The following is a 25,931-nucleotide window of genomic DNA, read 5'->3' on the forward strand; positions in this document are numbered from 1 at the left end:
TACCACCGCTGACGCCTCTAGAGATGGAGATGTAGTGGCAGGTAAGGCCCGCGTACACGAGTTGGCCAAGGAACTCGGTGTCACCAGTAAGGAAGTCCTCGCCCGGCTGAGCGAACAGGGCGAATTCGTCAAATCTGCGTCCTCGACCGTCGAGGCACCCGTCGCGCGACGGCTGCGCGAATCCTTCGGCGGAGGCAAGGCCGCCGCTGAGAAGGTCAAGGCCGAGGGCAATGGCTCGCCGGCCAAGGCTGCGGCGACCAAGGCCGCCCCCGAGAAGGCGCCGGCTCCGAAGCCGGCAGCTCCGGTGGAAACGCCCGCCGCGCCGCCCGCGGCAGCGGCCGCGCCCCCTGAAGCAGCACCCCCGGCGGCGCCAGCGCCGACCCGCCCCGGTCCCACACCCGGCCCGCGACCGGGTCCGGTGCCCGGAGCGCCAAAACCCGCAGCACGCACTCCGCGCGTCGGGAATAACCCGTTCTCCTCGGCGCAGCCGGTTGACCGGCCCATTCCGCGTCCGCAGGCCCCCCGTCCGGGTGCGCCGCGGCCCGGCATGTCTCCGGGCAATATGCCGCCGCGTCCCGCCGGGCCTCGTCCCGGCCCCGGCGGCCGTGGTCCCGGCGGGCCTCGCCCCGGACCAGGTGGCGCCCGTCCCGGCCCAGGCGGCCGGGGTCCCGGAGCAGGTGCAGGGACCGGTGGTCGTCCCGGCGGTGGTGGCGGCGGCGGTAACTACCGCGGCGGCGGCGCCGGTGGCCCCGGCGGCGGTGGTGGAGGCGCACCCGCAGGTGGTGGCTTCCGCGGTCGCCCAGGTGGCGGCGGTCGTCCCGGCCAGCGCGGTGGAGCCGCCGGTGCGTTCGGCCGTCCGGGCGGTGCGCCCAAGCGCGGCCGCAAGTCGAAGCGCGCGAAACGCGCCGAATACGAGAACATGCAGGCGCCGGTCGTCGGCGGCGTGCGGTTGCCGCACGGCAACGGCGAGACGATCCGGTTGGCCCGCGGCGCGTCGCTATCCGACTTCGCGGAGAAGATCGACGCCAACCCGGCCTCGCTGGTGCAGGCGCTGTTCAACCTCGGCGAAATGGTCACCGCGACGCAGTCCGTCGGTGACGAGACGCTCGAGCTGCTTGGCAGCGAGATGAACTATGTCGTGCAGGTCGTGTCCCCGGAGGACGAGGACCGCGAGCTGCTCGAGTCCTTCGACCTCACCTACGGCGAGGACGAGGGCGGCGAGGAAGACCTCGAGACCCGTCCGCCGGTGGTGACCGTCATGGGTCACGTCGACCACGGCAAGACCCGACTGCTGGACACCATCCGTCAGGCCAACGTCCGCGAGGAAGAGGCCGGCGGCATCACCCAGCACATCGGCGCCTACCAGGTCGAGGTCGACGTCGACGGCACGCCGCGGCCGATCACCTTCATCGACACCCCGGGCCACGAGGCGTTCACCGCCATGCGCGCCCGCGGTGCGAAGGCCACCGACATCGCGATCCTTGTCGTCGCCGCCGATGACGGCGTCATGCCGCAGACGGTGGAGGCGGTCAACCACGCGCAGGCGGCCGACGTGCCGATCGTGGTGGCGGTCAACAAGATCGACAAGGAAGGTGCCGATCCGCAGAAGATCCGCGGGCAGCTCACCGAATACGGTTTGGTGCCAGAGGAATTCGGTGGCGACACGATGTTCGTCGACATCTCGGCCAAGCAGGGCACCAACATCGACGCCCTGCTCGAAGCGGTCGTTCTCACGGCCGACGCCTCGCTCGACCTGCGGGCCAACCCCGACATGGAGGCCCAGGGTGTGGCGATCGAGGCGCACCTCGACCGCGGCCGTGGTCCGGTGGCGACTGTGCTGATTCAGCGCGGCACGCTGCACGTCGGCGACTCGGTGGTGGCAGGCGATGCCTATGGTCGCGTCCGCCGCATGGTCGACGAGCACGGCGAGGACGTCGAGGCGGCACTGCCGTCACGGCCTGTGCAGGTCATCGGCTTCACGTCGGTGCCAGGCGCTGGTGACAACTTCCTCGTCGTCGACGAGGACCGCATCGCTCGCCAGATCGCCGACCGGCGCAGCGCCCGCAAGCGCAACGCGCTGGCCGCACGCACCCGCAAGCGGATCAGCCTGGAGGACCTGGATTCGGCGCTGAAGGAAACCAGCCAGCTGAACCTGATCCTCAAGGGCGACAACGCCGGAACGGTCGAGGCGCTGGAGGAAGCCCTACTCGGCATCCAGGTCGACGACGAGGTGGAGCTGCGCGTCATCGACCGCGGCGTCGGTGGTGTCACCGAGACCAACGTCAACCTGGCGTCGGCCTCGGACGCGATCATCATCGGGTTCAACGTCCGCGCCGAGGGCAAGGCCACCGAACTGGCGAACCGTGAAGGTGTGGAGATCCGCTACTACTCGGTGATCTACCAGGCCATCGACGAGATCGAGAGTGCGCTCAAGGGCATGCTCAAGCCGGTCTACGAGGAACGCGAACTCGGCCGCGCCGAGATCCGTGCCATCTTCCGGTCGTCGAAGGTCGGCAATATCGCCGGCTGCCTCGTCCAGTCGGGCATCATTCGCCGTAACTCCAAGGCGCGCCTGCTGCGTGACAACGTCGTCGTCTCGGAGAACCTCACCGTGTCGTCGCTGCGTCGCGAAAAGGACGATGTCACCGAGGTTCGAGACGGCTACGAATGCGGTCTGACGCTGACCTACTCCGACATCAAGGAAGGCGATGTCATCGAGACCTACGAGTTGGTCGAGAAAGAGCGGACCTAATGGCTGATCCTGCGCGCGCACGCAGGTTGGCCAAGCGCATCGGCACCATCGTCGCCTCGGCGATCGAGTTCGAGATCAAGGATCCGCCGCTGGCCCTCGTGACCGTTACCGACACAAAGGTGACGGGCGACTTGCACGACGCCACCATCTATTACACGGTGCGCGGCGAGACGTTGCAGGACGAGCCGGACTACGCCGCGGCCGCCGCTGCGCTCGAACGCGCCAAGGGCACGTTGCGGTCCAAAGTGGGCGCCGCAACAGGTGTGCGGTTTACGCCAACCCTGGCGTTCGTCCTGGACACGGTGCCGGACACCGCGCACCGGATGGAGGAACTGCTCGCCCGGGCTCGAGCCGCAGATGAGGATTTGGCGAGAGTTCGGCAGGGTGCCAAGCACGCGGGCGACGCGGACCCGTACCGTATCGGTGGGGAGGAAACCGGCAGGGAACCCCACGACGCTGAGGACACCGGTGACCGCGATCGACAAGACGACTGACGTCCCAGTAGCGGGCGATCGAGTCGACGCCCGCACCGCCGCGGACCTGCTCTCTGCGGCGGACACCGTGAGCGTCGTCTGCCATGTCTATCCCGACGCCGACACCATCGGAGCCGGGCTGGCCCTGGCGCTGGTGCTGGATCAGGTCGGTAAGTATGTCGAGGTCAGTTTTGCGGCCCCGGCCGATCTCCCGGAATCCCTGCAGTCACTTCCCGGTGGACATCTGCTCGTCGCCCCGAACGCGATGCGCCGCGACGCGGACTTGGTCGTCACCGTCGATATCCCCAGCGTGAACCGGCTGGGTGCGCTGAGTGAATTGGCCGGTCCGACCCGTGAGGTGTTGGTGATCGACCATCACGCGTCGAACCAGCTCTTCGGCACCGCAAACTACGTGGATCCGTCGGCGGACTCCACCACCATGCTGGTTGCCGAGCTTCTCGACGTGTGGGGAAAGCCGATCGACAAGGATGTAGCCCACTGCTTGTACGCGGGGCTGACCACCGACACCGGATCCTTCCGCTGGGCGAGCGCACGTGCGCACCGGCTGGCCGCCCGGCTGGTGGAATTGGGTGTGGACAATGCGTCGATCAGCCGTACCTTGCTTGACACGCATCCGTTCGCGTGGCTGCCGATGCTGTCGCGGGTGCTGGCTTCGGCGCAGCTGCTTCCGGACGCCGCGAACGGTCTTGGATTGGTGTATGCCGTTGTGGGCCACCAGGAATGGGCCAACGCGCGACCGGAGGAAGTCGAAAGCATCGTCGACATCGTGCGCACCACCGAGCAGGCCGAGGTGGCGGCGGTGTTCAAGGAGATCGAGCCGCGACATTGGTCGGTGTCGATGCGCGCCAAGTCTTACGACCTCGCCGGCGTCGCCAGCGCCTTCGGCGGGGGTGGCCACCCGCACGCCGCCGGATATTCGGCCACCGGGACGGTCGACGACGTCGTGCAGGCTCTCTGTATAGCCCTTGGCTGAGCCCGACGGCGATCTGCCCGTCGCGCCCGCGACCGGCCGTCGCATCGCCGGGTTGGCGCTCCCCGCTCTCGGGGTGCTCGCGGCCGAACCCATCTATCTGCTTTTCGACATCGCGGTTGTCGGCCGGCTGGGGGCGCTGAGCCTCGCAGGCCTGGCCATCGGCGGCCTCATCCTGAGCACGCTCAGCTCGCAGATGACGTTCCTGTCCTACGGAACCACCGCGCGCTCGGCGCGTTTCTTCGGCGCAGGGGATCGCGCGGCGGCGGTCGGCGAAGGAGTTCAGGCCAGCTGGTTGGCGCTGGGCCTGGGAACGCTGATCATCGTCGCGGTTCAGGTCGCCGCCGTGCCGGTGGTGTCCGCGCTTGCCGCAGGAGGGGAAATCGCTGACGCGGCGATGCCGTGGGTGCGGATCGCGATTCTCGGTGTGCCTGCGATTCTGATCTCGGCGGCGGGCAACGGGTGGATGCGTGGCGTGCAGGACACCGCACGGCCGTTGCGCTACGTCGTCGCCGGATTCGCGGTGTCCGCGGTGTTGTGTCCGCTGCTCGTATACGGCTGGCTCGGTATGCCTCGGCTGGAGCTTGCCGGATCCGCCGTCGCCAACCTTGTCGGCCAGTGGGTGGCTGGGGTGTTGTTCCTGCGCGCGCTGCTGGTCGAGCGGGTGCCGCTGCGCATCCAGCCGGCAGTGCTACGCGCGCAGGTCGTCATGGGACGCGATTTGGTGTTGCGGACAATGGCATTTCAAGCGTGCTTCGTCTCGGCAGGGGCCGTCGCGGCACGCTTCGGCGCCGCTGCTGTGGCTGCACACCAGGTGGTGCTGCAACTGTGGAATTTCCTTGCGCTGGTATTGGATTCGCTGGCGATCGCCGCGCAGTCGCTCGTCGGTGCGGCGCTGGGTGCCGGAGAACTTGCGCACGCCAAGTCGGTGGCCTGGCGGGTGACGATCTTCTCGACGGTGGCTTCCGCGGTACTGGCAGGGGTTTTCGCGGTCGGCGCGTCGGTGTTTCCCAGCGTGTTCACCGACGACCGCTCGGTGCTCGACGCGATCGCAGTGCCGTGGTGGTTTATGGTCGCCCAATTGCCTGTCGCGGGAATCGTTTTCGCGCTCGACGGAGTGTTGCTCGGTGCCGGCGACGCGAAGTTCATGCGCAACGCGACGCTGATCAGCGCGCTGGTCGGCTTCCTGCCGCTGATTTGGCTGTCGTTGGTGTTCGGCTGGGGGCTGCTCGGGATCTGGTCAGGGCTGTCGACGTTCATGGTGCTGCGCCTGGCGTTCGTCGGCTGGCGCGCCTTCTCGGGTCGATGGCTGGTGCCGGGCACCGGCTAGGCCTTTCGCGTAATCGCCGCCCAACCGAACTCGTTGGTCTTGACGTCAATATCGCCAAATCCTGCAGCCGACAACCGCTCGGGCAGCGTCGCTGGGTCGACGGGGTTGTAGGTATCGCCGTCGTGGTGGGCCTCGAGCTCGTCGCTGGCCAGGCTGTCGCTCGCCACCAGCGGGGCGCCGGGCCGCAGTACCCGCGCGACTTCGGCGAACAGACGGTCCTGCAATTCGGCCGTTGGCACGTGATGCAGCATCGTGAAGCACGCCGCGCCCGAGAAGCTGTTGTCGGCGTAGGAAAGTGACGTGGCGTCGCCGTGCACGATCTGCACTGTCGGCACATCCGCGAAGCGGTCCGTCAACATCGCCGCAAGTTCGTCGTCGATCTCAACCGACGTGAGCCGCGGTACCAACTGGCTCAGCACATCAGTGGTCGCGCCATAACCGGGTCCGACCTCGAGCACGTTGTCGCCGAGATCGGTCTTGCCAAGAGCCCACGGCAGGATGACCTCTCGTATCGCCTGCCGCCATTCGTCGCTGCCGCATGCCTCGTGCGCTTTGTTCACCGCACCTGCTCCCGCCCCCGCTGCAACACCGCGTCGCGGTTGGCGGCGATGTCATCACCTGTCGCCGAGTTCATCCACTGCTTCGCCGACATCGCCTCGATCCACAGCCCGGCGTTGGTCTGCGCCTCGTCGATGCGGTGATACGACGCCAGCAGCGCCCGCACCGCGTTCTGGTTGTTTCCGACGATAGAGACAGCGACCCGGCGGGCCGCTGTCATCAACTCGTCATGCGGCACCACCTCGGTGACCAGTCCGGCCCGCAGCGCGTCGGTGGCCGACAGGTAGTCACCGGTCAGGCTCATCCGGCGAGCCAGCCCGACACCGACCTTTTGTGGCAGGCGAACCGACAGGCCCCAGGTGGGCAGCAGGCCGACGCGGGCGTGGGTATCGGCGAAGCGGGCGTTCTCGGAGGCGATCAGGATGTCGCAGTACAGCGCGAACTCCAGTCCGCCGGTCACGGCCGCGCCGTTGATGGCGCCGATCACCGGCTTGGTCATCGGCGGCCACTGCGGCGAGATGTCGGGCAGCGCCGACGAGTCGCCAAGTTCCTTGAGGTCCAACCCGGCGCAGAACACCGGATCGGTGCCGGTCAGGATGACGACGTCGACGTCATCGTCGGCCTCGGCGTCGCGCAGAGCGGCGAAAAACTGGCGGCGCAGCTCGGTCGACAAGGCGTTGCGGGACTGCGGCCGGTTCAGTGTCAGGGTCCGAACGCGGTTGTCTGTGTCGATGAGCAGGATGTCGTCAGTCATGGGATGAACCTATCGTGGGCGGTATGTGCCGAAACATCACCGAGCTGCGCGGCCTGGAGCCAGCGGCGACCGACGAGGAGATCGAGGCCGCCGCCCGCCAGTACATCCGAAAGGTCAGCGGCATCACCCGGCCGACGGCCGCCAACGCCGAAGCCTTCGAGATTGCGGTCGCCGAGGTCACCGCCACCACCACGCGGCTGCTCGCAGGACTGCCGCCGCGGCGACAGCCGCCCAAGACCGTTCCGCCGTTGCGCCGCCCGGAGGTGCGGGCGCGACTCGCCGCCAGATGACGACCACGCTGACGCAGCCCGCACTCAAGGAGTGGAGCGCCGCCGTCCACGCGATGCTCGACGGTCGCCAGACCGTGCTGCTTCGAAAGGGCGGCATTCACGAAAAGCGGTTCGCCGTCACGGCATCGCGCTTTCTGGTGTTTCCGACGGTCGCGCACAGTCACAGTGAGCGTGTGCGCCCGGAACACCGCGACCTGCTCGACCCGGCGGCGGCCGACAGCACCGAAGACACCCTGGTGTTACGTGCGGGCGCCAAAGTCATTGCCGCCGTTGAGGTCAACCGGCCCGACGCGATCGACGACATCGCGGACCTGCACATCTGGACGGCGGACTCCGTCCGCGAGGACCGGCTGGACTTTCGCCCCAAGCACCGGCTCACTGTCCTCGTGGTGCAGGCCAGTCCGCTGGTCGAACCCGTGAGGTTGGAGCGCTCGCCCGAATATGCAGGCTGCACCAGCTGGGTGCAACTACCGGTCGACCCGCAATGGGGCGGCCCCGTGCACGATGACGCCACTTTGCGACAGATAGCCGAGCGGGTCCTCGCGTCAGTCGGTTGACGGCGGTTGAGGTCCCGCGGGTAGCACGAGTCGCGAGGCGCCGTCGGCGAGATTCACAGCGTGCGTGGCTGATTGCAGCCGTCGGCCGGTGATCATCGGTTCACCGGTGCCGAGGTTGCGCGCGAACCGCGGATGTGACCCGCCCGCGACGAGCACCCTGATGCGCGACCCGGCACGGAACCGGTGCGCGACCGCGTCGAGTTCGATGGTCACCGTCCCGGAAGATGGTGCGGCACAGACATACCCGTCGCTGACGTTATGCGAGCGACCCTTGGCGTTCACCTCGCTGATGCGGACGAACAGGTCGTTGTGCGGGTTGTCGCATGTGTGCGACAGCTCCAGGACCGGGGTGCCGACGACGTAAAGATCTTGCGAGAGAATGTCTCCGGTGAAGGTCAGTACATCGGGTCGCTGGGCCAACCGGGTGTCGTTGCGGTAGCCGCCTTCCGGGGACAGCAGCCGACCGCCGATGGTCGGCGTCGGGTCGGCGGGGTTGTAGGTGAACGTCGACGGCGACGCCGTATCGGGAGGCACTGTGCTGCCGAGACGTCCGCCGGGCTGCAGATAGCGGACCTGCTCGGGCATCGCAGGTGGCCAGTCCGGCAGGTCGAGCCAGCCTTCTCCGTCGATGTGGACACGAACCGGGCTGCGTCGCGCTGAGCGGCCGCCTGCCAAATGTGTGTCGAGCCAGTCCAGTGATTCGCGGATGAGAGTCGGCACGCCTCTCGTCATCAGATGGGTGTGCGTCCAAGACCCGATCGTCATCGCGACAGGCACCCCGCGGTCGTGTAGCTGCCGGTACTGCGCAAGCGTCTGCTCTAAGAACAGGTCTTGCCAACCGCCGACCAACAGCACCGGGATCTCCGTGCGTTCCAGCGCTTGGTGCAGCTGCAGCCGGGCCCAGAACGGGTCGTCGTGGTCGGGGTGCTCGAGCCAGGATTCGTACCAGGGTGCGCCGGTGCCCAGCAGCGCACGGCCTGCCTCACCCAGGGGCAGCGCACTGGTCGCCCGCGCGAGTGCCCGCCGCGCCCTCAGTTGGCGGACGACGGCGCGGATCCTGCGTGGGCCTTCCTGGTTGGCGACCATGTCGCTCCAGCCGAGGAAGTCGTTGAGCCCGAACGATCCGCTGCCCCAGCGTGGGGCGCTGAGGTCGTGCGGGCCGACGGTGATGATCGCCGCCTTCATCTCCGGCGGCGGGTCGGTCAGCAGCGCCCATTGGGTGAAGCCGAGATAGGACAGCCCGATGGTGGCGAACGACCCGGTGAACCAGGGCTGGTCGCGAAGCCACTCCGCGGTGTCGGCGCCGTCGGCGATTTCATGGATCATCGGCGAGAACTCACCGCCGGAGCCGAACGTCCCGCGGACGCTTTGGAAGACGACGTGGTAGCCGCGCGACGCGTAGACGCGGGCGAACAGCGCCGCGAACGGGAATCTGCGCCCGTACGGCCCGCGCACCAGCAGCGTGCCCGCCGGTGTCGAGGTCTGCGGTTCGTAGTGATCCGCGATCAACTCGACGCCGTCGCGCATCGGAACACGCAGACCGCCGTGAAAGGTCACGTCAGTGGTGCGCGGCGGCAGCCGCAGCAGGCTGCTGATGGCACGTCCGGTGAACTGCTTGATCGCAGAGGGTGACTGGGCGTGGGTGGAGGTTACTGCGGTCACCTAACAAAGGCTACGCAGGCGACGAAAGGCTCTCGCGCTAATACACGTAGTACGGGCTGAGCTCGCGCGCCCGCTGCAGGTTGGTTTGCAGGCAGTCGACGTCGTCGGCTGCGTAAATCGGTGAGTAGAACAACGTCTGCTGGATGACGCCGTAGCTGGTCTTGAAGGCGATCCCGCAGGTGATCCACCAGCGGTCGTTCCAGTCCGTGGGCTTCATGATCCAGTACTGCGCGGCGCGGTGCCCGTTGATGTCGAGCTCGACCGCGTCCGGAGGCAGCGTCTCCTCATAGGTGCGCCAGACGAATGGTTCGACCCCGACTTGATAGTTACCGGCGTCGTAATGGCAACGCAGGCCTTCCTCGTGCGCGGGCGGGGTGGCAGCCAGGCCGATCCGCTTGATCACGTCGATCGGAATGTCCTCGCACGGATCGAATGGACGCGGGTCGACGGTGTCGACCACGGGCCACTTGATCGTCGTGGACACGTTGGTCATGGGCATCGCGGTCGAGCGCAGCTGGAGCGGGCCGCCCGTATTGGGGCTGGGTGCGCTGGTCTGCCAGACCACGATCACCGCCGAGACCAGCGCGCACAGCGCGGACAGCAGGCGAAGCTTGGCGACCATGACACCCCCTGCCAGTGTTGGCGGCTCAGCCGCCGATCGTTGTCCGACCCTGCGGGGGAGTGTAGCGGTCCGCTGTCAGCAGTCGAAGCGGAAACAGGAACATGTTCTAGTTGCCGGGACGGGTCATGATCGCCGCACAAGTAGGCTGGTCGGTTGTGACACGTGATGGCCGGCGACCCACTCTCTGGGCGATCAGCGACCTGCACACGGGTCACACCGGCAACAAGCCGGTGACCGAATCGCTGCACCCGTCCTCGCCCGACGACTGGCTGATCGTCGCGGGCGACGTCGCCGAACGCACCGACGAGATCCACTGGTCGCTGGATCTGCTGCGCAAACGGTTCGCCAAAGTCATCTGGGTACCCGGCAACCACGAACTGTGGACCACGAACCGCGATCCGATGCAGATCTTCGGCAAGGCCCGCTACGACTATCTCGTCAACATGTGTGACGAGATGGGCATCGTCACTCCCGAACATCCCTTTCCGGTGTGGACCGAGGAGGGCGGCCCCGCCACGATCGTGCCGATGTTCCTGCTTTACGACTACACGTTCCTGCCGCCGGGCACGGCCACCAAGGCTGAAGGGTTGGCCATCGCACGCGAGCGCAATGTCGTCGGGACAGACGAGTTTCTGCTGTCATCTGAGCCGTACGCCACTCGAGACGCCTGGTGCCGCGATCGGGTGGCCTACACCCGTAAGCGGCTCGAAGACCTCGACTGGATGACGCCTACGGTGCTGGTGAATCACTTCCCCCTGGTCCGCGAACCATGTGACGCGATGTTTTATCCGGAGTTCTCGCTGTGGTGCGGCACCACCGCGACCGCCGACTGGCACACTCGTTACAACGCCATCTGCTCGGTTTATGGCCATCTACATATCCCGCGCACGACGTGGTACGACGGCGTGCGATTTGAAGAGGTCTCGGTCGGTTATCCGCGAGAATGGCGGCGCCGCAAGCCTTATCGATGGCTGCGCCAAGTGTTGCCCGACCCGAAATATGCTCCGGGTTACCTCAACGAGTTCGGCGGTCACTTCGAGATCACCCAAGAGATGCGGGACAACGCCGAGAAGATGCAGCAGCGAATCAAGGAGAGGCAGTCTCGATGACGGTCGTCGCGACGCTGCTCTCAGAGGTGCTACCCGGCTCGGTGCAAGCCCTGGCGGCTGCCGAAATGTACACCGACCCACCCGAATTGACTCCGCTGCCCGAAGAGGAGCCACTGATCGCCAAGTCGGTGGCCAAACGACGCAACGAGTTCGTCACGGTCCGTTATTGCGCTCGCCAAGCCCTTGGAGAACTGGGCGTGCCGCCGGTGCCGATTCTCAAGGGGGAGAAGGGCGAACCGTGTTGGCCTGACGGCGTAGTCGGCAGCCTCACGCATTGCGAGGGCTATCGCGGCGCTGCCGTCGGCCGACACGGCGAGGTGCGCTCGGTCGGTATCGACGCCGAACCGCACGACGTGCTGCCGAAAGGCGTGCTGGACGCGATCAGCCTGCCCGAGGAACGGACGGCACTGCAGGCGATGCCGCCGGGTCTGCACTGGGACCGGATCCTGTTCTGCGCCAAGGAAGCAACGTACAAGGCATGGTTTCCGCTGACGCGGCGGTGGCTGGGATTCGAGGACGCCAACATCGCGTTCGACGTCGACGGCACCGGGACCACCGGCGGTTTCACGTCACGGATTCTGATCGACCCCTCGGCAGTGTCGGGGCCACCGCTGGAAACCTTGTCCGGACGGTGGTCGGTGCGCGACGGGCTGGCACTGACAGCGATCGTCTTATGACCGACGCTGGCCTTGTCGTGGTCGACAAGCCGGCGGGCATCACCAGCCACGACGTGGTGGGCCGCTGCCGGAGGATCTTCGGCACCCGCAAGGTCGGGCACGCAGGAACTCTCGACCCGATGGCCACCGGTGTGCTGGTCGTCGGCATCGAGCGGGCCACAAAGATCCTGGGTCTGCTCACCGCGACCGACAAGTCGTATGCCGCGACCATCCGGCTGGGGCAGACAACGTCAACCGAGGACGCGGAAGGGGAGGTGCTGCAGACTGTTTCGGCCGATGCAGTCACCGACACCCAGATAGAGGCAGCCGTCGGCGCGCTGCGCGGAGACATCGAGCAGATTCCGTCGGCGGTCAGCGCGGTCAAGGTCGGTGGCAAGCGGGCGTACAAGTTGGCACGCGAAGGGCAAACCGTCGAACTCGCAGCGCGCAGAATTCGGGTCGACCGATTCGAGGTGCTGGCCGTGCGACGACATGACGGCCTGGTGGATGTCGACGTCGAGGTGGACTGCTCGAGCGGGACGTATATCCGCGCGCTGGCGCGAGATGTCGGCGCTGCCTTGGGCGTCGGCGGGCATCTCACCTCGCTGCGGCGCACCCGCGTCGGCCGGTTCGGCCTCGACGAGGCCCACACACTCGACGATCTCGCTGAACAGCCACGCCTGAGCTATAGCCTCGACGACGCCTGCCTGCAATCGTTTCCGCGCCGCGACTTGACCGCAGAGGAGGCAGAGGACACCCGGCACGGGCGGAGCCTGAAACCGGCTGGGATCGAAGGGGTTTACGCGGCGACCACCGCGGACGGTCAGGTCATCGCGTTGTTGAAAGACGACGTGGACCGTACGAAATCCGTCGTGGTCCTGCGTCCCGCTACCCTCTAGATTTCGGCACGCCGCTGTGGGATGGCAGCGCATACTGGCGTCATCCGCGAGCGTCAGGAGCCAACGATGCCATCGGCCTACAAACTTCTTCAGATCGCACTCGTTGTAATCGGTCTGGTCTCTTTGCTGCTGTATCCCCTTGCACTGGTGTGGCCGTCGGGCTGGGCGTGGCATTCCGGCCCACCGCATCATTCGATGTACTTCATGATGATCGTCGGCCTGTACGCGACGCTTGGCGTGTTTCTGTTGAACGCCGCACGACACCCGGAGGACAACCTGAGCTTGATCTGGTTCATGGTGTGGTCAAGCGTCGTGCATGCCGCGATCATGGCGGTGCAATCGTTCACCGGACACCAAATGGGCCATCTCTTGGGAGATGTCGCAGCGCTACTGGTGGCGGCAATCGTCCTGTCGGTGCTCGTGCTCTCGGCCGACCTGAAGCAACCCCATCGGATGGAGCCGGCCGGTCAAACCTAGCCGACCACCCAAATAGCTTCTGCCGCAGGGCTTCCCAGGTCGACCGTGGAATCTCTTCCGTCGGACTGTTCGATCGCCACGGAAATCATGCCGGCGAAGTCGCGACGCGCGAGCACCCGCAGCCGCGAGTCCAGGCTGATGCCGACGCTGTCGAAGTACCGGAGCATTTCAGGGTCCGCATCGGATATGCGCGCCACCGTTCCGGCGTCGCCGTCGCGGCACACCGACAATTGCCGCGCCGGCGGTGTGGGCACCTGGCCGTCGGCCGCGGGGATCGGGTCTCCGTGCGGATCACGAGTCGGATGTCCCAGCTTGGCGTCGATGCGGTCGAGCATCCGGTCCGACACCGCATGCTCCAGGATCTCGGCCTCGTCGTGCACCTCGTCCCAGCTGTAGCCCAGCTCGTTGACAAGGAACGTCTCCATCAACCGGTGCCGGCGCACCATCGCCAGCGCCGCCCTCCGGCCGGCGTCGGTCAGCGTCACCGCGCCGTACTTCTCGTGGTCGACCAGCCCCTGGTCGGCCAGTTTGCGAATGGACTCCGAGGCGGTGCTCGCCGACACCCCGATGCGCTCGGCCAGCATCTTGGTGCTGACCTTTTCCAGCGACCATTCCTGAGCGGTCCAGATGACCTTCAAATAGTCCTGGGCAACCGTGCTCAGGTCGCGAGGATCACCGTCAGGACTCACAGTGGGAAAGTTTAGGCAATCTTCACCTGATCTGGTGATCCAGCGAAGCCAGGCACACCGCTGCGCCGTAGGCTTGCGGCTGTGCAGCGCTGGCGGGGGCAGGACGAGATCCCGACGGACTGGGGCCGATGTGTCGTCACCATCGGCGTATTCGACGGTGTCCATCGCGGCCACCAGGAACTGATCAACCACGCGGTCAAGGCCGGCCGGTCCCGCGGTGTGCCGACCGTGTTGATGACGTTCGACCCGCACCCGATGGAAGTCGTGTTCCCCGGCAGCCATCCCGCGCAGCTGACCACGCTGACGCGTCGCGCCGAACTGGTCGAGGAAATGGGCATCGACGTGTTCCTGGTGATGCCGTTCACCTCCGACTTCATGAAGCTCACTCCCGAGCGCTACATCCACGAGCTGCTCGTGGAACGCCTGCACGTAGTCGAGGTCGTCGTGGGGGAGAACTTCACGTTCGGCAAGAAGGCCCAGGGCAATGTCGACCTGCTGCGCAAGGCAGGCGAACGGTTCGGTTTCGCGGTCGAAGGCATGTCACTGGTGGCCGAGCATCACCAGGACGAGACCGTGACGTTCTCGTCGACCTACATCCGTGCCTGTGTGGATGCCGGCGATATGGTCGCGGCCACCGAAGCGCTCGGCCGGCCCCACCGCGTCGAGGGCGTGGTGGTCCGCGGCGACGGCCGCGGCAAGGTGCTGGGCTTTCCCACTGCCAACGTTGCGCCGCCGATGTATTCGGCGATCCCCGCCGACGGTGTCTACGCGGCGTGGTTCACGGTGTTAGGTCACGGCCCGATGATGGGCACCGTCGTCCCCGGCGAGCGGTATCAGGCCGCGGTGTCCGTGGGTACCAACCCGACGTTTTCCGGGCGTACACGCACTGTCGAGGCGTTCGTGCTGGACACCACCGCCGACCTGTACGGCCAGCATGTGGCTGTGGACTTCGTCGCCCGCATCCGCGGCCAGGAGAAGTTCGAACGGATCGAGGACCTGGTGGCCACCATGGGCACCGACACCGAACATGCCCGCGCGATTCTGTCCGCGCGCTGACCATGAGATAAACTGCCTGGCGACGACGACGTGTGCTGCAGTTCGCGGCGGCCGCGTCGCCCTTCTTTGTTGAGGGGACTGCATTTGTCGCGGACCGATGGATATGGAGTTATTTCGTGGCGCTCACCGCCGAACAGAAGAAAGACATTCTCGGCCAGTACGGCCTGCACGACACCGACACCGGGTCGCCGGAAGCCCAGGTCGCGCTGCTTACCAAGCGGATCGCGGACCTGACCGAGCACCTGAAGATGCACAAGCACGATCACCACTCGCGGCGCGGCCTGCTGCTGCTCGTCGGCCGTCGCCGTCGTCTGCTCAAGTACGTCGCGCAGGTCGACGTCGAGCGCTACCGGTCGCTGATCGAGCGGCTCGGCCTGCGTCGCTGACGCCCGAGCCCTTATTCGGTCGCGCACCTGCTGCGCTGTAACATAGGTGTGTTCGCCAGCCGTTTGGTGCGAACACAAGGGTGCGGTTCGCGCAGTTCCGCGCGCACCGTTCCCGCACGTCACGTCAGGACCCGCCTGATCGCGCGGTCTTCGGTAGTGGTTGCCGGGTTCGACACCCGACAGCTTCGATCGATGGCCGTAGCCGCATCTAGGCCGGTGGTTCAGACGCTGTGACGACGCGAAACAGCTGAACAGTGAACCCAGAGAGGCCATACGGACGTCCATGTCTGTAGTTGAAATTGAAGACGGCGTGTACGAATCCACCGCCGTGATCGACAACGGGAGCTTCGGCACCCGCACCATCCGCTTCGAAGCCGGCCGGCTCGCACAGCAGGCCGCCGGTTCTGCCGTCGCCTATCTCGACGACGAAACCATGCTGCTGTCGGCGACCACCGCCAGCAAGAGCCCCAAAGACCATTTCGACTTCTTCCCCCTGACCATCGACGTTGAAGAGCGGATGTACGCCGCGGGGCGCATCCCGGGATCGTTCTTCCGCCGGGAGGGGCGCCCGTCCACCGACGCGATCCTGACCTGCCGCCTGACCGACCGGCCGCTGCGTCCGTCATTCGTCTCGGGCCTGCGCAACGAGATCCAGGTCGTGGTCACCGTGCTCAGCCTGGATCCCAATGATCTGTACGACGTGGTGGCCATCAACGCCGCCTCGGCGTCGACCCAGCTTGCCGGTCTGCCGTTTTCCGGGCCGATCGGTGCGGTGCGCGTCGCGCTGATCGACGGCACCTGGGTGGCGTTCCCGACCGTCGAGCAGCTCGAGCGCGCGGTGTTCGACATGGTCGTCGCCGGCCGGGTGCTCGAAGACAACGACGTAGCGATCATGATGGTCGAGGCCGAAGCGACCGATAAGGTCATCGAGCTGATCGCCGGTGGTGCGCAGGCGCCGACGGAAGCCGTTGTGGCCGAAGGCCTCGAGGCCGCCAAGCCGTTCATCGCTACGCTGTGCGCCGCCCAGCAGGAGCTGGCCGATCGCGCGGCCAAGCCCACGGGTGACTATCCCGTCTTCCCCGAGTACAACGACGACGTGTACTACGCGGTGGCCTCAGTGGCCACCGACGAACTGTCCAAGGCGCTGACCATCGCGGGCAAGACCGAGCGCAACGACCGCACCGATGAGATCAAGGTCGAGGTCCTCGAACGGCTGTCCGAGCAGTTCGCAGGCCGCGAGAAGGAGATCGGCGCAGCGTTCCGGTCGCTGACCAAAAAGCTTGTGCGCCAGCGCATCCTGACCGACCACTTCCGTATCGACGGCCGCGGCATCACAGATATCCGCGCATTGTCCGCCGAGGTGGCGGTGGTGCCCCGGGCGCACGGCAGCGCACTGTTCGAGCGCGGTGAGACCCAGATCCTGGGTATCACGACGCTGGACATGATCAAGATGGCCCAGCAGATCGACTCGCTGGGACCGGAGACCACCAAGCGCTACATGCACCACTACAACTTCCCGCCGTATTCGACCGGTGAAACCGGCCGTGTCGGCTCGCCGAAGCGCCGCGAAATCGGCCACGGCGCGCTCGCCGAGCGGGCTCTTGTCCCGGTGCTGCCGAGCATCGAGGAGTTCCCGTACGCCATCCGGCAGGTGTCGGAGGCGCTGGGCTCCAACGGATCCACCTCGATGGGTTCGGTGTGTGCATCGACCCTGGCGTTGCTCAACGCCGGTGTGCCGCTGAAGGCACCGGTGGCAGGCATCGCGATGGGCCTGGTGTCCGACGACATCGAGACCGAGGGTGGCGGCACCGAGCGTCGTTTCGTCGCGCTGACCGACATCCTCGGCGCCGAGGATGCCTTCGGCGACATGGACTTCAAGGTCGCCGGCACCAAGGACTTCGTCACCGCGTTGCAGCTGGACACCAAGCTCGACGGCATTCCGTCGCAGGTGCTGGCGGGTGCGCTGGCGCAGGCCAAGGACGCGCGGCTGACCATCCTCGAGGTGATGGCCGAGGCCATCGACCGCCCGGATGAGATGAGCCCCTACGCGCCGCGGATCACCACGATCAAGGTGCCTGTGGACAAGATCGGCGAGGTCATCGGGCCCAAGGGCAAGATGATCAACTCGATCACCGAGGAGACCGGCGCGCAGATCTCCATCGAGGACGACGGCACCGTGTTCGTCGGTGCCTCCAATGGCGAGGCCGCGCAGGCCGCGATCGACAAGATCAACGCAATCGCCAACCCGCAGCTGCCCAAGATCGGCGAGCGGTTCCTCGGAACCGTCGTCAAGACAACCGATTTCGGCGCGTTCGTGTCGCTGCTACCCGGTCGCGACGGACTGGTGCACATTTCCAAGCTCGGCCGGGGCAAGCGCATTGCCAAGGTCGAAGACGTGGTCAACGTCGGCGACAAGCTGCGTGTGGAGATCGCCGACATCGACAACCGCGGGAAGATCTCGCTGATCCTTGTCTCCGAAGAGGACACAGCAGACGCTGCCTCCGAACCCTCTGGCGCCGCACCTGTCGATGCCGCAACAGCCAGCAGCTAGGGCGTTGCGGCGCGGCCGGCGCAACGACCAAGCCGCCAGCGCGCTGCGCCGCACCGTCCTGCCCGGCGGCCTTCGGGTGGTCACCGAGCACATCCCGTCGGTGCATTCGGCGTCGGTCGGCGTGTGGGTCGGGGTGGGTTCGCGCGACGAAGGACCCAGTGTGGCCGGTGCCGCGCACTTCCTCGAACACCTGCTGTTCAAGTCGACCCCGACGCGCACCGCGGTCGACATCGCTCAGGCCGTCGACGCGGTCGGCGGCGAGTTGAACGCGTTCACCAGCCGCGAGCAGACCTGCTATTACGCACACGTGCTCGACACCGATCTGGAGTTGGCGGTCGACCTGGTCGCCGATGTGGTGCTGCGCGGGCGCTGTGCCGTCGACGACGTCGAGATCGAACGCGACGTCGTACTCGAAGAGATCGCGATGCGCGACGACGATCCCGAGGACACGATTGGCGACGTCTTCCTTTCGGCGTTGTTCGGTGCCCATCCGCTGGGCCGTCCGGTCATCGGCAGCGTCGACTCGATTTCGGCGATGACGCGCGCGCAATTGCATTCCTTCCACACCCGCCGCTACACCCCTGAGCGGATGGTCTTGGCGGTGGCAGGCAACGTCGACCACGACGAGGTGGTTGCTCTGGCACGCGAGCACTTCGGTGACCATTTGGTCCGTGGCCACAGCCCGGTGGCTCCGCGTAAGGGCACAGGGAGGATGGCGGGTCAGCCGCGCTTGCATATGGTCTCCCGAGATGGGGAACAGACACACCTGTCGCTGGGTGTGCGGACTCCCGGGCGCCATTGGGACCGCCGATGGGCATTGTCGGTCCTCAACTCCGCGTTGGGCGGCGGGCTCAGTTCGCGCCTCTTCCAAGAGATCCGGGAGACGCGAGGGCTGGCGTACTCGGTCTACTCGACGGTCGACACGTTCTCCGACAGCGGAGCGCTGTCGGTCTACGCCGCGTGCCTTCCGGAACGGTTCGACGAGGTGGTCCGCGTGACGACCGATGTGCTCGAGAGCGTGGCCCGCGACGGCATCACCGAAGCGGAATGCCGCATCGCCAAGGGATCTCTTCGTGGAGGGCTGGTGCTCGGACTCGAGGACTCCAGCTCTCGGATGAACCGCATGGGACGCAGCGAGCTGAATTTCGGCGAGCACCGCACCATTGAGGACACGTTGTCCAAGATCGACGAGGTGACCCTCGACGAAGTGAACGCGGTGGCGCGACAGCTGCTGACCCGGCCGTTGGGTGCCGCGGTGCTCGGACCCGCGCGGCCGAAACGGTCGTTGCCGCACCCCCTTCGATCGATCGCGGGCTGATCGCAGCCCGGGCCGCACGGGGGCCTGTCCGAACTGTGGGGACTTTTGACATAGGGAAACGCCCGATTCGTCGGCGCACCGTCTTGTCATACGTTTGCTCCACAAACTTGCACAGGGGAGGGCGAGCACGTGGGGATTACCAGATGAAGCGACAGTTGGCGGACGCCACCGCGGGTCGTCACGGAACAAACCTGTGGAGCCATTCCCGCAGCGGAACAAGCAGCGCAGCTTTGTTGAATGGACACGAGCAGACGTATTCGGTGGCGGTCATCGACGGCAATGACGCGATCCACGCAGCGGTGGAGCTGTGGTGCTCACAAGCTGAGCCCAGGATCCGATTCACCGGCAACTTCTATTCGGTAGACCAGTTTCTCGAGGAGCATCCCCTCGCCGCCACGTCGGACATCTGCGCGGTGGTCCTTGAGCTCGAGGTGCAGCGCAACCACGTCGACTTCGGAGCGCTTGACCGCATCGTCGCCCGGCGGCACCGCGTGATTGTTTACTCGCACATGGCATCTGAGGAAGTCATCCTCACCTCGCTGGACCGTGGCGCAGTCACCTATTTGGCGAAGTCGGAGCGCAAGGACCATCTGATCGACGCAATCCGCGCAGCCGGAACGGACCGCCCATACGTGGGACCGCGTATGGCCGGAGCAATGCTCAACGACAGCACGGTCGGTCGCCCGAATCTTGCCCCGCGCGAGAAGGAAGTCCTGATTGCGTGGTTTCGCACCGAAAGCAAGGAACTCGTCGCGCGTCAGTTGCAGATCGCACCCACGACGGTGCGCACCCACTTGCAGCGGGTGCGCGCGAAGTACGCGGCTGCGGGACGTCCGGCCACAACCAAGGCGGCGCTGGTTGCCCGCGCGATCCAGGACGGCATAGTCAACGTCGACGAGATGTAAGGGACGCGCTGCACCTTTGCTAGTTGGTCGAGCGGACAAACCGCGGTAGCGCCAGCGCGTGAAATTGGGTCCTCAGCATGGCTGGGGACTGCAGACTTGACTAGAACGTGTGTACACGTGGTCCGACCTGAGCGCCGTCTCCGTTGTGGAGGCCGCCCGGCAACCCCTCGAGGCCGGGCGGCAACGCCCTGTACGTCATTCCCACCGCGTGCGGTGCAACTGACTTCGGCCGGATAGGTCCGATCTTCCTCCTTGCCCCTAGTTTCCTTGTACGAGTTCTGATTGCTGTGCTTCGACCGTATGACAGAAATCCGGGTTTGAACCGAGTAGAGCACTAGTCGACTTTCGGTGGGTCAAATTGACCAATCCGGCATGTAGCAAATAACGAACCGCCTTGTGCCAGATCCACGGTGGGTGCCGACGGGTCGAACGAACGGATGACACTGCTGTGGATTCGTGGCCATGCAGATCGGGAAATCGGATCCGATATCTGGTTGATCACCAACCATGGATGCAGGCACGCACGCGTTTGCCCAAGAATCCCGTACCTTGCCCTCCACCGCGGGCCGGTGGTCAGGCGAGAGCCGGAACGTCAGGCCAGAACGGCAGCGGGTTCGGTGTAGGGCAACCCGAGGTCGGACGCAACCTGCTCCGACAGGAGCGCGCCTTCGTGTGTGGACAGGCCCTTCGCCAGGGCTGGATCGGCCTTGCACGCCGCCTGCCATCCCTTGTCGGCCAGCTTGAGCACGTACGGCATGGTGGCGTTCGTCAGCGCGAAGGTCGACGTCCGCGGGACCGCGCCTGGCATGTTGGCGACGCAGTAGAACAGGGTGTCGTGCACGGCGAAGGTCGGGTCGTCGTGCGTGGTCGGCCGTGAATCCTCGAAGCAGCCGCCCTGGTCGATCGCGATGTCGACGAGGACCGCGCCCGTTTTCATATGCGCGACAGTCGAATTGGTGACCAGCTTCGGCGCTTTCGCACCGGGCACCAGCACCGCGCCGATCACGAGGTCGGCTTGTTTGACGGCCTCCTCCAGCTCGAGCCTCGAGGAGTAGCGGGTCTCGATGGCGCCGCCGTACTCAGCGTCGATCTTGCGCAGAATGTTGACGTTGAGGTCGAACACGGTGACGTGTGCGCCCATACCCCAGGCGACCGCGGCGGCGTTGTCGCCTGCCATTCCGCCGCCGATCACCACGACCTTGGCCGGAGCGACGCCGGGGACGCCGCCCATCAGCACGCCGCGACCGCCCTGGGTGCGCATCAGGTGGTAAGCGCCGACCTGGGCCGACAGCCTTCCTGCGACTTCACTCATCGGGGCCAAGAGAGGCAGCGCGCCGTCGGCGGTCTGCACGGTTTCGTAGGCGATTGAGGTGGTGCCAGACGCGAGCAGCGCATCGGTGCACGGCTTGGACGCTGCGAGGTGGAGGTAGGTGAACAGGGTCTGGCCCTTGCGCAGGCGGGCGTACTCGGCCTCGATGGGTTCCTTGACCTTGAGGAGCAGATCGGCCTCGGCCCACACTTCATCGGCGCCGCTGATCAGCTGGGCGCCTGCCCGCTTGAAGTCGGCATCGGAGATCGCCGATCCCTCGCCCGCGCCGGCCTGGATGATCACTTCGTGGCCACGATGGACCAGTTCGGCCACACCAGCCGGGGTGATGGCGACGCGATACTCGTTGTTCTTGATCTCGGTCGGGATGCCGACGCGCATGACCTCTCCTTAGTCGGTTGTTACTCAGAATTGTGAAGAATGATCGAATAAGTGGCAACTATGTCGTTGATTCTTCATTAGCATGGACCGATGCGAGAAGGATCAACGAAACAGCAGTCGTCTACGGTCCGGTCGTCGAAGGATGTTCGGCCCGTCGAGATCGACGATGTCGATCGGCGCATCCTGACCGCGCTGCACGCCGATGCCCGGATGTCGAACAATGCGCTGGCCGAACTGGTCGGCGTCGCCCCGTCGACCTGTCACGGCCGTGTTCGGAGGCTGCAGGAAGTGGGTGTGATTCGCGGCTTCTATGCCGATATCGATCCGGCGGCGATCGGTTTGAACCTGCAGGCGATGATCTCGGTGAGCTTGCAGTCCAACGCGCGCGGCAAGATCCGCAACTTCATTCAGCACATCCGGCGCAGGCCACAAGTGATGGACGTGTATTTCCTCGCCGGAGCCGACGACTTCATCCTGCATGTCGCCGCCCGTGACACCGATGACCTGCGGGCGTTCGTGGTCGAGAACCTCAACGCGGACGCCGACGTGGCCGGGACGCAGACGTCATTGATCTTCGAGCACCTTCGGGGTGCCTCTCCACTCTGAACTATCCCATCCGGATCGACGTGTGTAACGAATGCAAGGCATCGGCACACATCTGTCAGGTATGCGCCATCAGCTTCTTCGAAAGGAAGAACAATGAAGTCCTTCACCATCCCTGTCGTCGCCGGAGCAATCGCCGTTGCGGCCCTGGGCTTCGCCGGTGCCGCGAATGCGGCGCCATCGGGCGCTGTCACCGCCGCGCAGACCGTCACCCAGCTTCAGTCGGAAGGGTTCGACGTCATCGTGAACAAGGTCGGCACCGCGCCGCTCGACAAGTGCGTCGTCAACGCCGTGCGCCAGGGTCAGACCTTCTCCCGCATGGACTCTGGCGCCCCCGGCGCGATGAACGACATCGTCACCACCGTCACGGCCAAGACCGTATTCGTTGATGTGGCGTGCTGACCTAAGCGCTATGGACCTTCGTCTTCTTCTGGGAGTAGGTATTTCTCGGGGTGGTGGTAGTTGTTGACCCGGGTTTGGCCGGTGTCTAGGTGGGGTGGTGGGATCCATTCGGTGCGGCCGTCGGTGCGTTTTCGGGTGGTCCAGCCGCTGTGTTCGATGAGGCGGTTGTCGCCTGCGCAGGCCAGGGTCGTGGTGTTGATGTTGGTGTGGCCGTTGGCCGCAGTCCAGCCCTCGACGTGGTGGACTTGGCACCAGTAGCCCGGTGCGGTGCAGCCGGGTCGGGTGCAGCCGCGCTCCAGGGCGTGCAGCACGATGCGCTGGCCAGGGGTGGCGAAGCGTTTCGCGCGCCCGCAGTAGAGCTGTTGCCGATCGTGGTTGTCGTACACCACCAGGTAGTGATGCGACTGGGACGCCAGCCGGATCACGTCACGCATGGGCAGCAGGGTGCCCCCGGCGGTGACACCACATCCGGCCGCGGCTTCGAGGTCTTGCAGGGTGGTGGTGACGATGATGGTGGCCGGCAGGCCGTTGAGATCACCGAGTTTGCCTGAGGCCAGCACCGCACGGCCCATCGCTTTGAGGGCGTCGTGGCGGCGCTGACCCGGCGTACGCACATCGCGTCGGACGAGCTCCTGGGAGGGCTCGCCGTCGATGCAGGGGTGTTCGTCGTCGGGGTTGCACATCCCGGGCGCACCCAGTTTGGCCATGATCGGCTCGAGGGTGGCGGCGCATTCGGCATCCAGGAGCCCGTGCACTTCGGTCAGCCCGTCGAGGCCTTGTTTACCGATCGTGAAGAAACGCCGCCGGGCCCGTTCGGCCTCATCGGGTGGGTCACCGTCCTGGTTGAGCAGTAAGGCCAACCGGTCGGCGGCCTGACCGAACTGCTCGGGCCCCACCCCGGCGGCGATATCGGCCAGGTGGGCTTCGGCGGCCTGTCGCGTCGGGTCGTCGATCCGGTTGGGCAGCGTGTGAAAGAACTTCTCGATCTTGGCAAGGTGTTCGGCCCCGATGTCCCCGCGCGCCTGAGCGGCCGCCACAGTCGGCAACACTGGTGCCAGCGGCTCACCGGTCATCGCGGTGCGCGGCCCCAACAGCTCGGCACGGTTGATGCGCTGCTTGGCGTCCTTGATGCTGATGCGCAACGCGGTGGCCAACAGGTCGGCGAGGTTTTTGCCGCCCAACGCTTTCGGATCGGCCTCGGCCGCGAGCCGGGCGATGAGCTGATGCTCGCCAGCGGCATGGCGGCGCGAGAGCACTTCGCGGCGGTTCAACAGCGTCAACAATTCGGTATGACTCAAACGGTCGACCGACAACCCGAGCACCTTCTGGAACGCAGCATCGAGTTCGTCGTAGGCCGCCAACACGGCGTCGCGATCCGAACCCATACATCGAACACTAGTGCGAACCACCGACAAGATCCGGAGTTATCCACAGGCGAAACCAAAGTGACACAAGTGATCTGCAGTGACCAGTGTGGCAACCTCTAAGCGCGGAAACGCGGCCGACTAGGCTGCCAGCATGCGAGTTGGAGTGCTGGGCGCCAAGGGCAAGGTCGGCGCCACCATGGTGCAGGCCGTGGAGTCCGCCGAAGACCTGACATTGACCGCAGGCGTCGACGCCGGCGACTCGCTCAGTCAGTTCTCCGACAGTCAGACCGAGGTGGTCATCGACTTCACCCATCCCGATGTGGTCATGGACAACCTGAAGTTCTTGATCGACAACGGAATCCACGCCGTGGTGGGCACAACCGGATTCACCGATGAACGCCTGAACCAGGTGAAGACGTGGCTGGCAGACAAGCCCGACGTCGCCGTGCTCATTGCTCCGAACTTCGCCATCGGCGCCGTGCTGTGCATGCAGTTTGCGAAGCAGGCCGCGCGCTACTTCGAATCGGTTGAGGTCATCGAACTTCATCACCCGCATAAGGCAGACGCGCCGTCCGGCACCGCCACGCGAACCGCCAGGCTCATCGCCGAGGCACGAAAAGGCTTGCCGCCCAACCCCGATGCCACGAGCACCGGACTCGAAGGTGCCCGCGGCGCGGACGTCGACGGAATTCCAGTGCACTCCGTTCGCCTCGCCGGGCTCGTCGCGCATCAGGAGGTGCTCTTCGGCACCCAGGGCGAGACGCTGACAATCCGGCACGACAGCCTGGACCGAACCTCGTTCGTGCCCGGCGTGCTGCTCGCGGTTCGCAAAGTCCACGAACGGCCGGGCCTCACCGTGGGCATCGAACCTCTGCTCGACCTGACATGACGGAAGGCGCACGCGCCCTGCGCATCCAGCTGCTCATCGGCTTCATGTGCGTCGCGTTGGTCGTCTACTTCCTGATGCTCGGCCGCATCGCGATGGCGTTCATCACCTCCGGTCGGCCGGCGGCGATCGGCCTCGGTCTGGCCCTGATGATCCTTCCGCTGATCGGGATCTGGGTGATGGTGAGCACGCTGCGGGCCGGCCTCGCTCATCAGCGTCTTGCGCGAATCGTCAAAGACGAGGGCTTGGAACTCGATGTCAGCTCGCTGCCAAGAATGCCGTCGGGACGGATCCAGCGGGATGCCGCCGATGCGCTGTTCGAATCCGTGCGCGACGAACTCGAAAACGACCCGGACAACTGGCGGCGCTGGTATCGCCTGGCCCGCGCGTATGACTACGCCGGTGACCGCACCCGCGCGCGAGAGGCGATGAAGAAGGCCGTCGAGATGCAGGAGCGCCAGTGAGCAAGACACTTCTCGTCGTCCACCACACCCCGTCGCCGGCCACGCGCGAGATTCTCGAGGCCGTGCTCGCGGGCACGAAAGATCCCGACATCGAAGGCGTCGACGTAGAGGTCCGACCCGCGCTCGCCGCCACCGTGCCCGACATGCTCAACGCGGACGGGTATCTGTTCGGCACCACCGCCAATCTCGGCTATATGTCTGGCGCACTCAAGCACTTCTTCGACGTCGTCTACTACCCGAGCCTCGACCATGTTGCGGGCAGGCCGTATGGACTTTGGGTGCATGGCAATAACGACACCGTGGGCGCCGTCAATGCGGTAGACAAGGTGGCCACCGGGCTCGCGCTGAACAAGGCGGCCGACGTGCTCGAAGTCGTCGGCGCCATCGACGCAGGCGTCCGCGAGCGGGCGTATGAGCTCGGTGGCACGCTGGCCGCTGTGCTGATGGGGTAGAGGGAGGACGTAGC

At 65.9% G+C, this 25,931-nt stretch carries 27 protein-coding genes; 20 read left to right on the forward strand and 7 right to left on the reverse strand.

Annotated features, from left to right (window positions below; translation table 11 throughout):
- Nucleotides 1-34 precede the first annotated feature (34 nt).
- The 4 genes from infB to ACWW36_RS19675 are packed head-to-tail and all read left to right on the forward strand — an operon-like array spanning nucleotide 35 to nucleotide 5,546.
- Entirely contained in the window at nucleotides 35-2,752 is a 2,718-nt protein-coding gene (gene infB, locus ACWW36_RS19660; protein ID WP_456137647.1) for a translation initiation factor IF-2, read from the forward strand.
- Complete coding sequence (gene rbfA, locus ACWW36_RS19665) at nucleotides 2,752-3,246, forward strand: 30S ribosome-binding factor RbfA (protein ID WP_456137648.1); 495 nt, start codon at nucleotides 2,752-2,754, stop codon at nucleotides 3,244-3,246. The genes infB and rbfA overlap by 1 nt, the downstream gene beginning before the upstream one ends.
- Nucleotides 3,221-4,219: a DHH family phosphoesterase gene (locus ACWW36_RS19670; protein WP_456137649.1), complete on the forward strand. Its 999-nt coding sequence runs from the start codon at nucleotides 3,221-3,223 to the stop codon at nucleotides 4,217-4,219. The genes rbfA and ACWW36_RS19670 overlap by 26 nt, the downstream gene beginning before the upstream one ends.
- Nucleotides 4,212-5,546, forward strand: coding sequence for an MATE family efflux transporter (locus ACWW36_RS19675; RefSeq protein WP_456137650.1), 1,335 nt, complete (start codon nucleotides 4,212-4,214; stop codon nucleotides 5,544-5,546). The genes ACWW36_RS19670 and ACWW36_RS19675 overlap by 8 nt, the downstream gene beginning before the upstream one ends.
- Here ACWW36_RS19675 and ACWW36_RS19680 read toward each other — a convergent pair.
- On the reverse strand, nucleotides 5,543-6,106 hold the full coding sequence (locus ACWW36_RS19680; protein ID WP_456137651.1) for a class I SAM-dependent methyltransferase: 564 nt from the start codon (nucleotides 6,104-6,106) through the stop codon (nucleotides 5,543-5,545). The two genes, ACWW36_RS19675 and ACWW36_RS19680, sit on opposite strands and share 4 nt — an antisense overlap.
- Nucleotides 6,103-6,858: an enoyl-CoA hydratase gene (locus ACWW36_RS19685; RefSeq protein WP_456137652.1), complete on the reverse strand. Its 756-nt coding sequence runs from the start codon at nucleotides 6,856-6,858 to the stop codon at nucleotides 6,103-6,105. The genes ACWW36_RS19680 and ACWW36_RS19685 overlap by 4 nt, the downstream gene beginning before the upstream one ends.
- A 23-nt stretch (nucleotides 6,859-6,881) precedes the next feature.
- Between ACWW36_RS19685 and ACWW36_RS19690 the strand changes: the two genes are divergently transcribed.
- Both ACWW36_RS19690 and ACWW36_RS19695 read left to right on the forward strand, forming a co-directional pair.
- Complete coding sequence (locus tag ACWW36_RS19690) at nucleotides 6,882-7,148, forward strand: DUF2277 domain-containing protein (RefSeq protein ID WP_456137653.1); 267 nt, start codon at nucleotides 6,882-6,884, stop codon at nucleotides 7,146-7,148.
- On the forward strand, nucleotides 7,145-7,705 hold the full coding sequence (locus ACWW36_RS19695; RefSeq protein ID WP_456137654.1) for a DUF1802 family protein: 561 nt from the start codon (nucleotides 7,145-7,147) through the stop codon (nucleotides 7,703-7,705). Before ACWW36_RS19690 ends, ACWW36_RS19695 begins: the two co-directional genes overlap by 4 nt.
- On the opposite strand, the gene ACWW36_RS19700 is transcribed toward ACWW36_RS19695, so the two are convergent.
- On the reverse strand, nucleotides 7,694-9,367 hold the full coding sequence (locus ACWW36_RS19700) for a CocE/NonD family hydrolase (protein WP_456137655.1): 1,674 nt from the start codon (nucleotides 9,365-9,367) through the stop codon (nucleotides 7,694-7,696). The genes ACWW36_RS19695 and ACWW36_RS19700 overlap by 12 nt on opposite strands.
- Nucleotides 9,368-9,404: 37 nt before the next feature.
- Entirely contained in the window at nucleotides 9,405-9,989 is a 585-nt protein-coding gene (locus ACWW36_RS19705; protein ID WP_456137656.1) for a DUF3558 domain-containing protein, read from the reverse strand.
- A gap of 125 nt (nucleotides 9,990-10,114) precedes the next feature.
- Between ACWW36_RS19705 and ACWW36_RS19710 the strand changes: the two genes are divergently transcribed.
- The 4 genes from ACWW36_RS19710 (at nucleotide 10,115) to ACWW36_RS19725 (ending at nucleotide 13,130) form a co-directional block, all read left to right on the forward strand.
- Nucleotides 10,115-11,098 carry a metallophosphoesterase family protein gene (locus tag ACWW36_RS19710; RefSeq protein WP_456137657.1) on the forward strand — a complete coding sequence of 328 codons (984 nt, stop codon included), beginning with the start codon at nucleotides 10,115-10,117 and terminating at the stop codon, nucleotides 11,096-11,098.
- Entirely contained in the window at nucleotides 11,095-11,775 is a 681-nt protein-coding gene (gene pptT / locus ACWW36_RS19715) for a 4'-phosphopantetheinyl transferase PptT (RefSeq protein ID WP_456137658.1), read from the forward strand. Before ACWW36_RS19710 ends, pptT begins: the two co-directional genes overlap by 4 nt.
- A complete protein-coding gene (truB, locus tag ACWW36_RS19720) occupies nucleotides 11,772-12,653 on the forward strand; it encodes a tRNA pseudouridine(55) synthase TruB (RefSeq protein ID WP_456137659.1) in 882 nt (293 codons plus the stop codon). The genes pptT and truB overlap by 4 nt, the downstream gene beginning before the upstream one ends.
- 66 nt (nucleotides 12,654-12,719) lie before the next feature.
- Nucleotides 12,720-13,130: a DUF6632 domain-containing protein gene (locus ACWW36_RS19725; protein ID WP_456137660.1), complete on the forward strand. Its 411-nt coding sequence runs from the start codon at nucleotides 12,720-12,722 to the stop codon at nucleotides 13,128-13,130.
- Here the strand turns inward: ACWW36_RS19725 and mntR are convergent.
- Nucleotides 13,127-13,819: a manganese-binding transcriptional regulator MntR gene (gene mntR / locus ACWW36_RS19730; protein WP_456137661.1), complete on the reverse strand. Its 693-nt coding sequence runs from the start codon at nucleotides 13,817-13,819 to the stop codon at nucleotides 13,127-13,129. The two genes, ACWW36_RS19725 and mntR, sit on opposite strands and share 4 nt — an antisense overlap.
- An 81-nt stretch (nucleotides 13,820-13,900) precedes the next feature.
- Between mntR and ACWW36_RS19735 the strand changes: the two genes are divergently transcribed.
- From ACWW36_RS19735 to ACWW36_RS19755, 5 genes are all read left to right on the forward strand, one after another.
- On the forward strand, nucleotides 13,901-14,875 hold the full coding sequence (locus ACWW36_RS19735) for a bifunctional riboflavin kinase/FAD synthetase (RefSeq protein ID WP_456137662.1): 975 nt from the start codon (nucleotides 13,901-13,903) through the stop codon (nucleotides 14,873-14,875).
- A gap of 116 nt (nucleotides 14,876-14,991) precedes the next feature.
- Nucleotides 14,992-15,261 carry a 30S ribosomal protein S15 gene (rpsO, locus tag ACWW36_RS19740; RefSeq protein WP_456137663.1) on the forward strand — a complete coding sequence of 90 codons (270 nt, stop codon included), beginning with the start codon at nucleotides 14,992-14,994 and terminating at the stop codon, nucleotides 15,259-15,261.
- Between the two features lie 283 nt (nucleotides 15,262-15,544).
- Complete coding sequence (locus ACWW36_RS19745; RefSeq protein WP_456137664.1) at nucleotides 15,545-17,812, forward strand: polyribonucleotide nucleotidyltransferase; 2,268 nt, start codon at nucleotides 15,545-15,547, stop codon at nucleotides 17,810-17,812.
- Nucleotides 17,790-19,130, forward strand: a complete 1,341-nt coding sequence (locus tag ACWW36_RS19750) for a M16 family metallopeptidase (RefSeq protein WP_456137665.1) — start codon at nucleotides 17,790-17,792, stop codon at nucleotides 19,128-19,130. The genes ACWW36_RS19745 and ACWW36_RS19750 overlap by 23 nt, the downstream gene beginning before the upstream one ends.
- Before the next feature lie 143 nt (nucleotides 19,131-19,273).
- Nucleotides 19,274-20,035, forward strand: a complete 762-nt coding sequence (locus ACWW36_RS19755) for a LuxR C-terminal-related transcriptional regulator (RefSeq protein WP_456137666.1) — start codon at nucleotides 19,274-19,276, stop codon at nucleotides 20,033-20,035.
- 592 nt (nucleotides 20,036-20,627) lie between these two features.
- Here the strand turns inward: ACWW36_RS19755 and ald are convergent.
- Complete coding sequence (gene ald / locus ACWW36_RS19760; RefSeq protein WP_456137667.1) at nucleotides 20,628-21,743, reverse strand: alanine dehydrogenase; 1,116 nt, start codon at nucleotides 21,741-21,743, stop codon at nucleotides 20,628-20,630.
- Between the two features lie 90 nt (nucleotides 21,744-21,833).
- Here ald and ACWW36_RS19765 point away from each other — a divergent pair, with 90 nt between their 5' ends.
- Both ACWW36_RS19765 and ACWW36_RS19770 read left to right on the forward strand, forming a co-directional pair.
- Nucleotides 21,834-22,349: an Lrp/AsnC family transcriptional regulator gene (locus ACWW36_RS19765; RefSeq protein WP_456137668.1), complete on the forward strand. Its 516-nt coding sequence runs from the start codon at nucleotides 21,834-21,836 to the stop codon at nucleotides 22,347-22,349.
- A gap of 93 nt (nucleotides 22,350-22,442) precedes the next feature.
- Complete coding sequence (locus ACWW36_RS19770) at nucleotides 22,443-22,748, forward strand: hypothetical protein (RefSeq protein ID WP_456137669.1); 306 nt, start codon at nucleotides 22,443-22,445, stop codon at nucleotides 22,746-22,748.
- A gap of 8 nt (nucleotides 22,749-22,756) precedes the next feature.
- Here ACWW36_RS19770 and ACWW36_RS19775 read toward each other — a convergent pair whose 3' ends face one another.
- Complete coding sequence (locus ACWW36_RS19775; RefSeq protein ID WP_456137670.1) at nucleotides 22,757-24,133, reverse strand: 13E12 repeat family protein; 1,377 nt, start codon at nucleotides 24,131-24,133, stop codon at nucleotides 22,757-22,759.
- A gap of 133 nt (nucleotides 24,134-24,266) precedes the next feature.
- Between ACWW36_RS19775 and dapB the strand changes: the two genes are divergently transcribed.
- From dapB to ACWW36_RS19790, 3 genes are read left to right on the forward strand one after another with little or no spacing between them, the layout of a single operon-like run.
- The gene (gene dapB, locus ACWW36_RS19780) at nucleotides 24,267-25,004 is read left to right on the forward strand and encodes a 4-hydroxy-tetrahydrodipicolinate reductase (RefSeq protein WP_456137671.1); all 738 of its coding nucleotides are present in this window, start codon (nucleotides 24,267-24,269) and stop codon (nucleotides 25,002-25,004) included.
- Nucleotides 25,001-25,465 (forward strand): hypothetical protein, encoded by a 465-nt coding sequence (locus ACWW36_RS19785; protein ID WP_456137672.1) that lies wholly within the window; start codon nucleotides 25,001-25,003, stop codon nucleotides 25,463-25,465. The genes dapB and ACWW36_RS19785 overlap by 4 nt, the downstream gene beginning before the upstream one ends.
- The gene (locus ACWW36_RS19790; RefSeq protein ID WP_456137673.1) at nucleotides 25,462-25,917 is read left to right on the forward strand and encodes a flavodoxin family protein; all 456 of its coding nucleotides are present in this window, start codon (nucleotides 25,462-25,464) and stop codon (nucleotides 25,915-25,917) included. Before ACWW36_RS19785 ends, ACWW36_RS19790 begins: the two co-directional genes overlap by 4 nt.
- The last annotated feature ends 14 nt before the right edge of the window (nucleotides 25,918-25,931 follow it).

The organism is Mycobacterium sp. MMS18-G62, assembly GCF_053877835.1.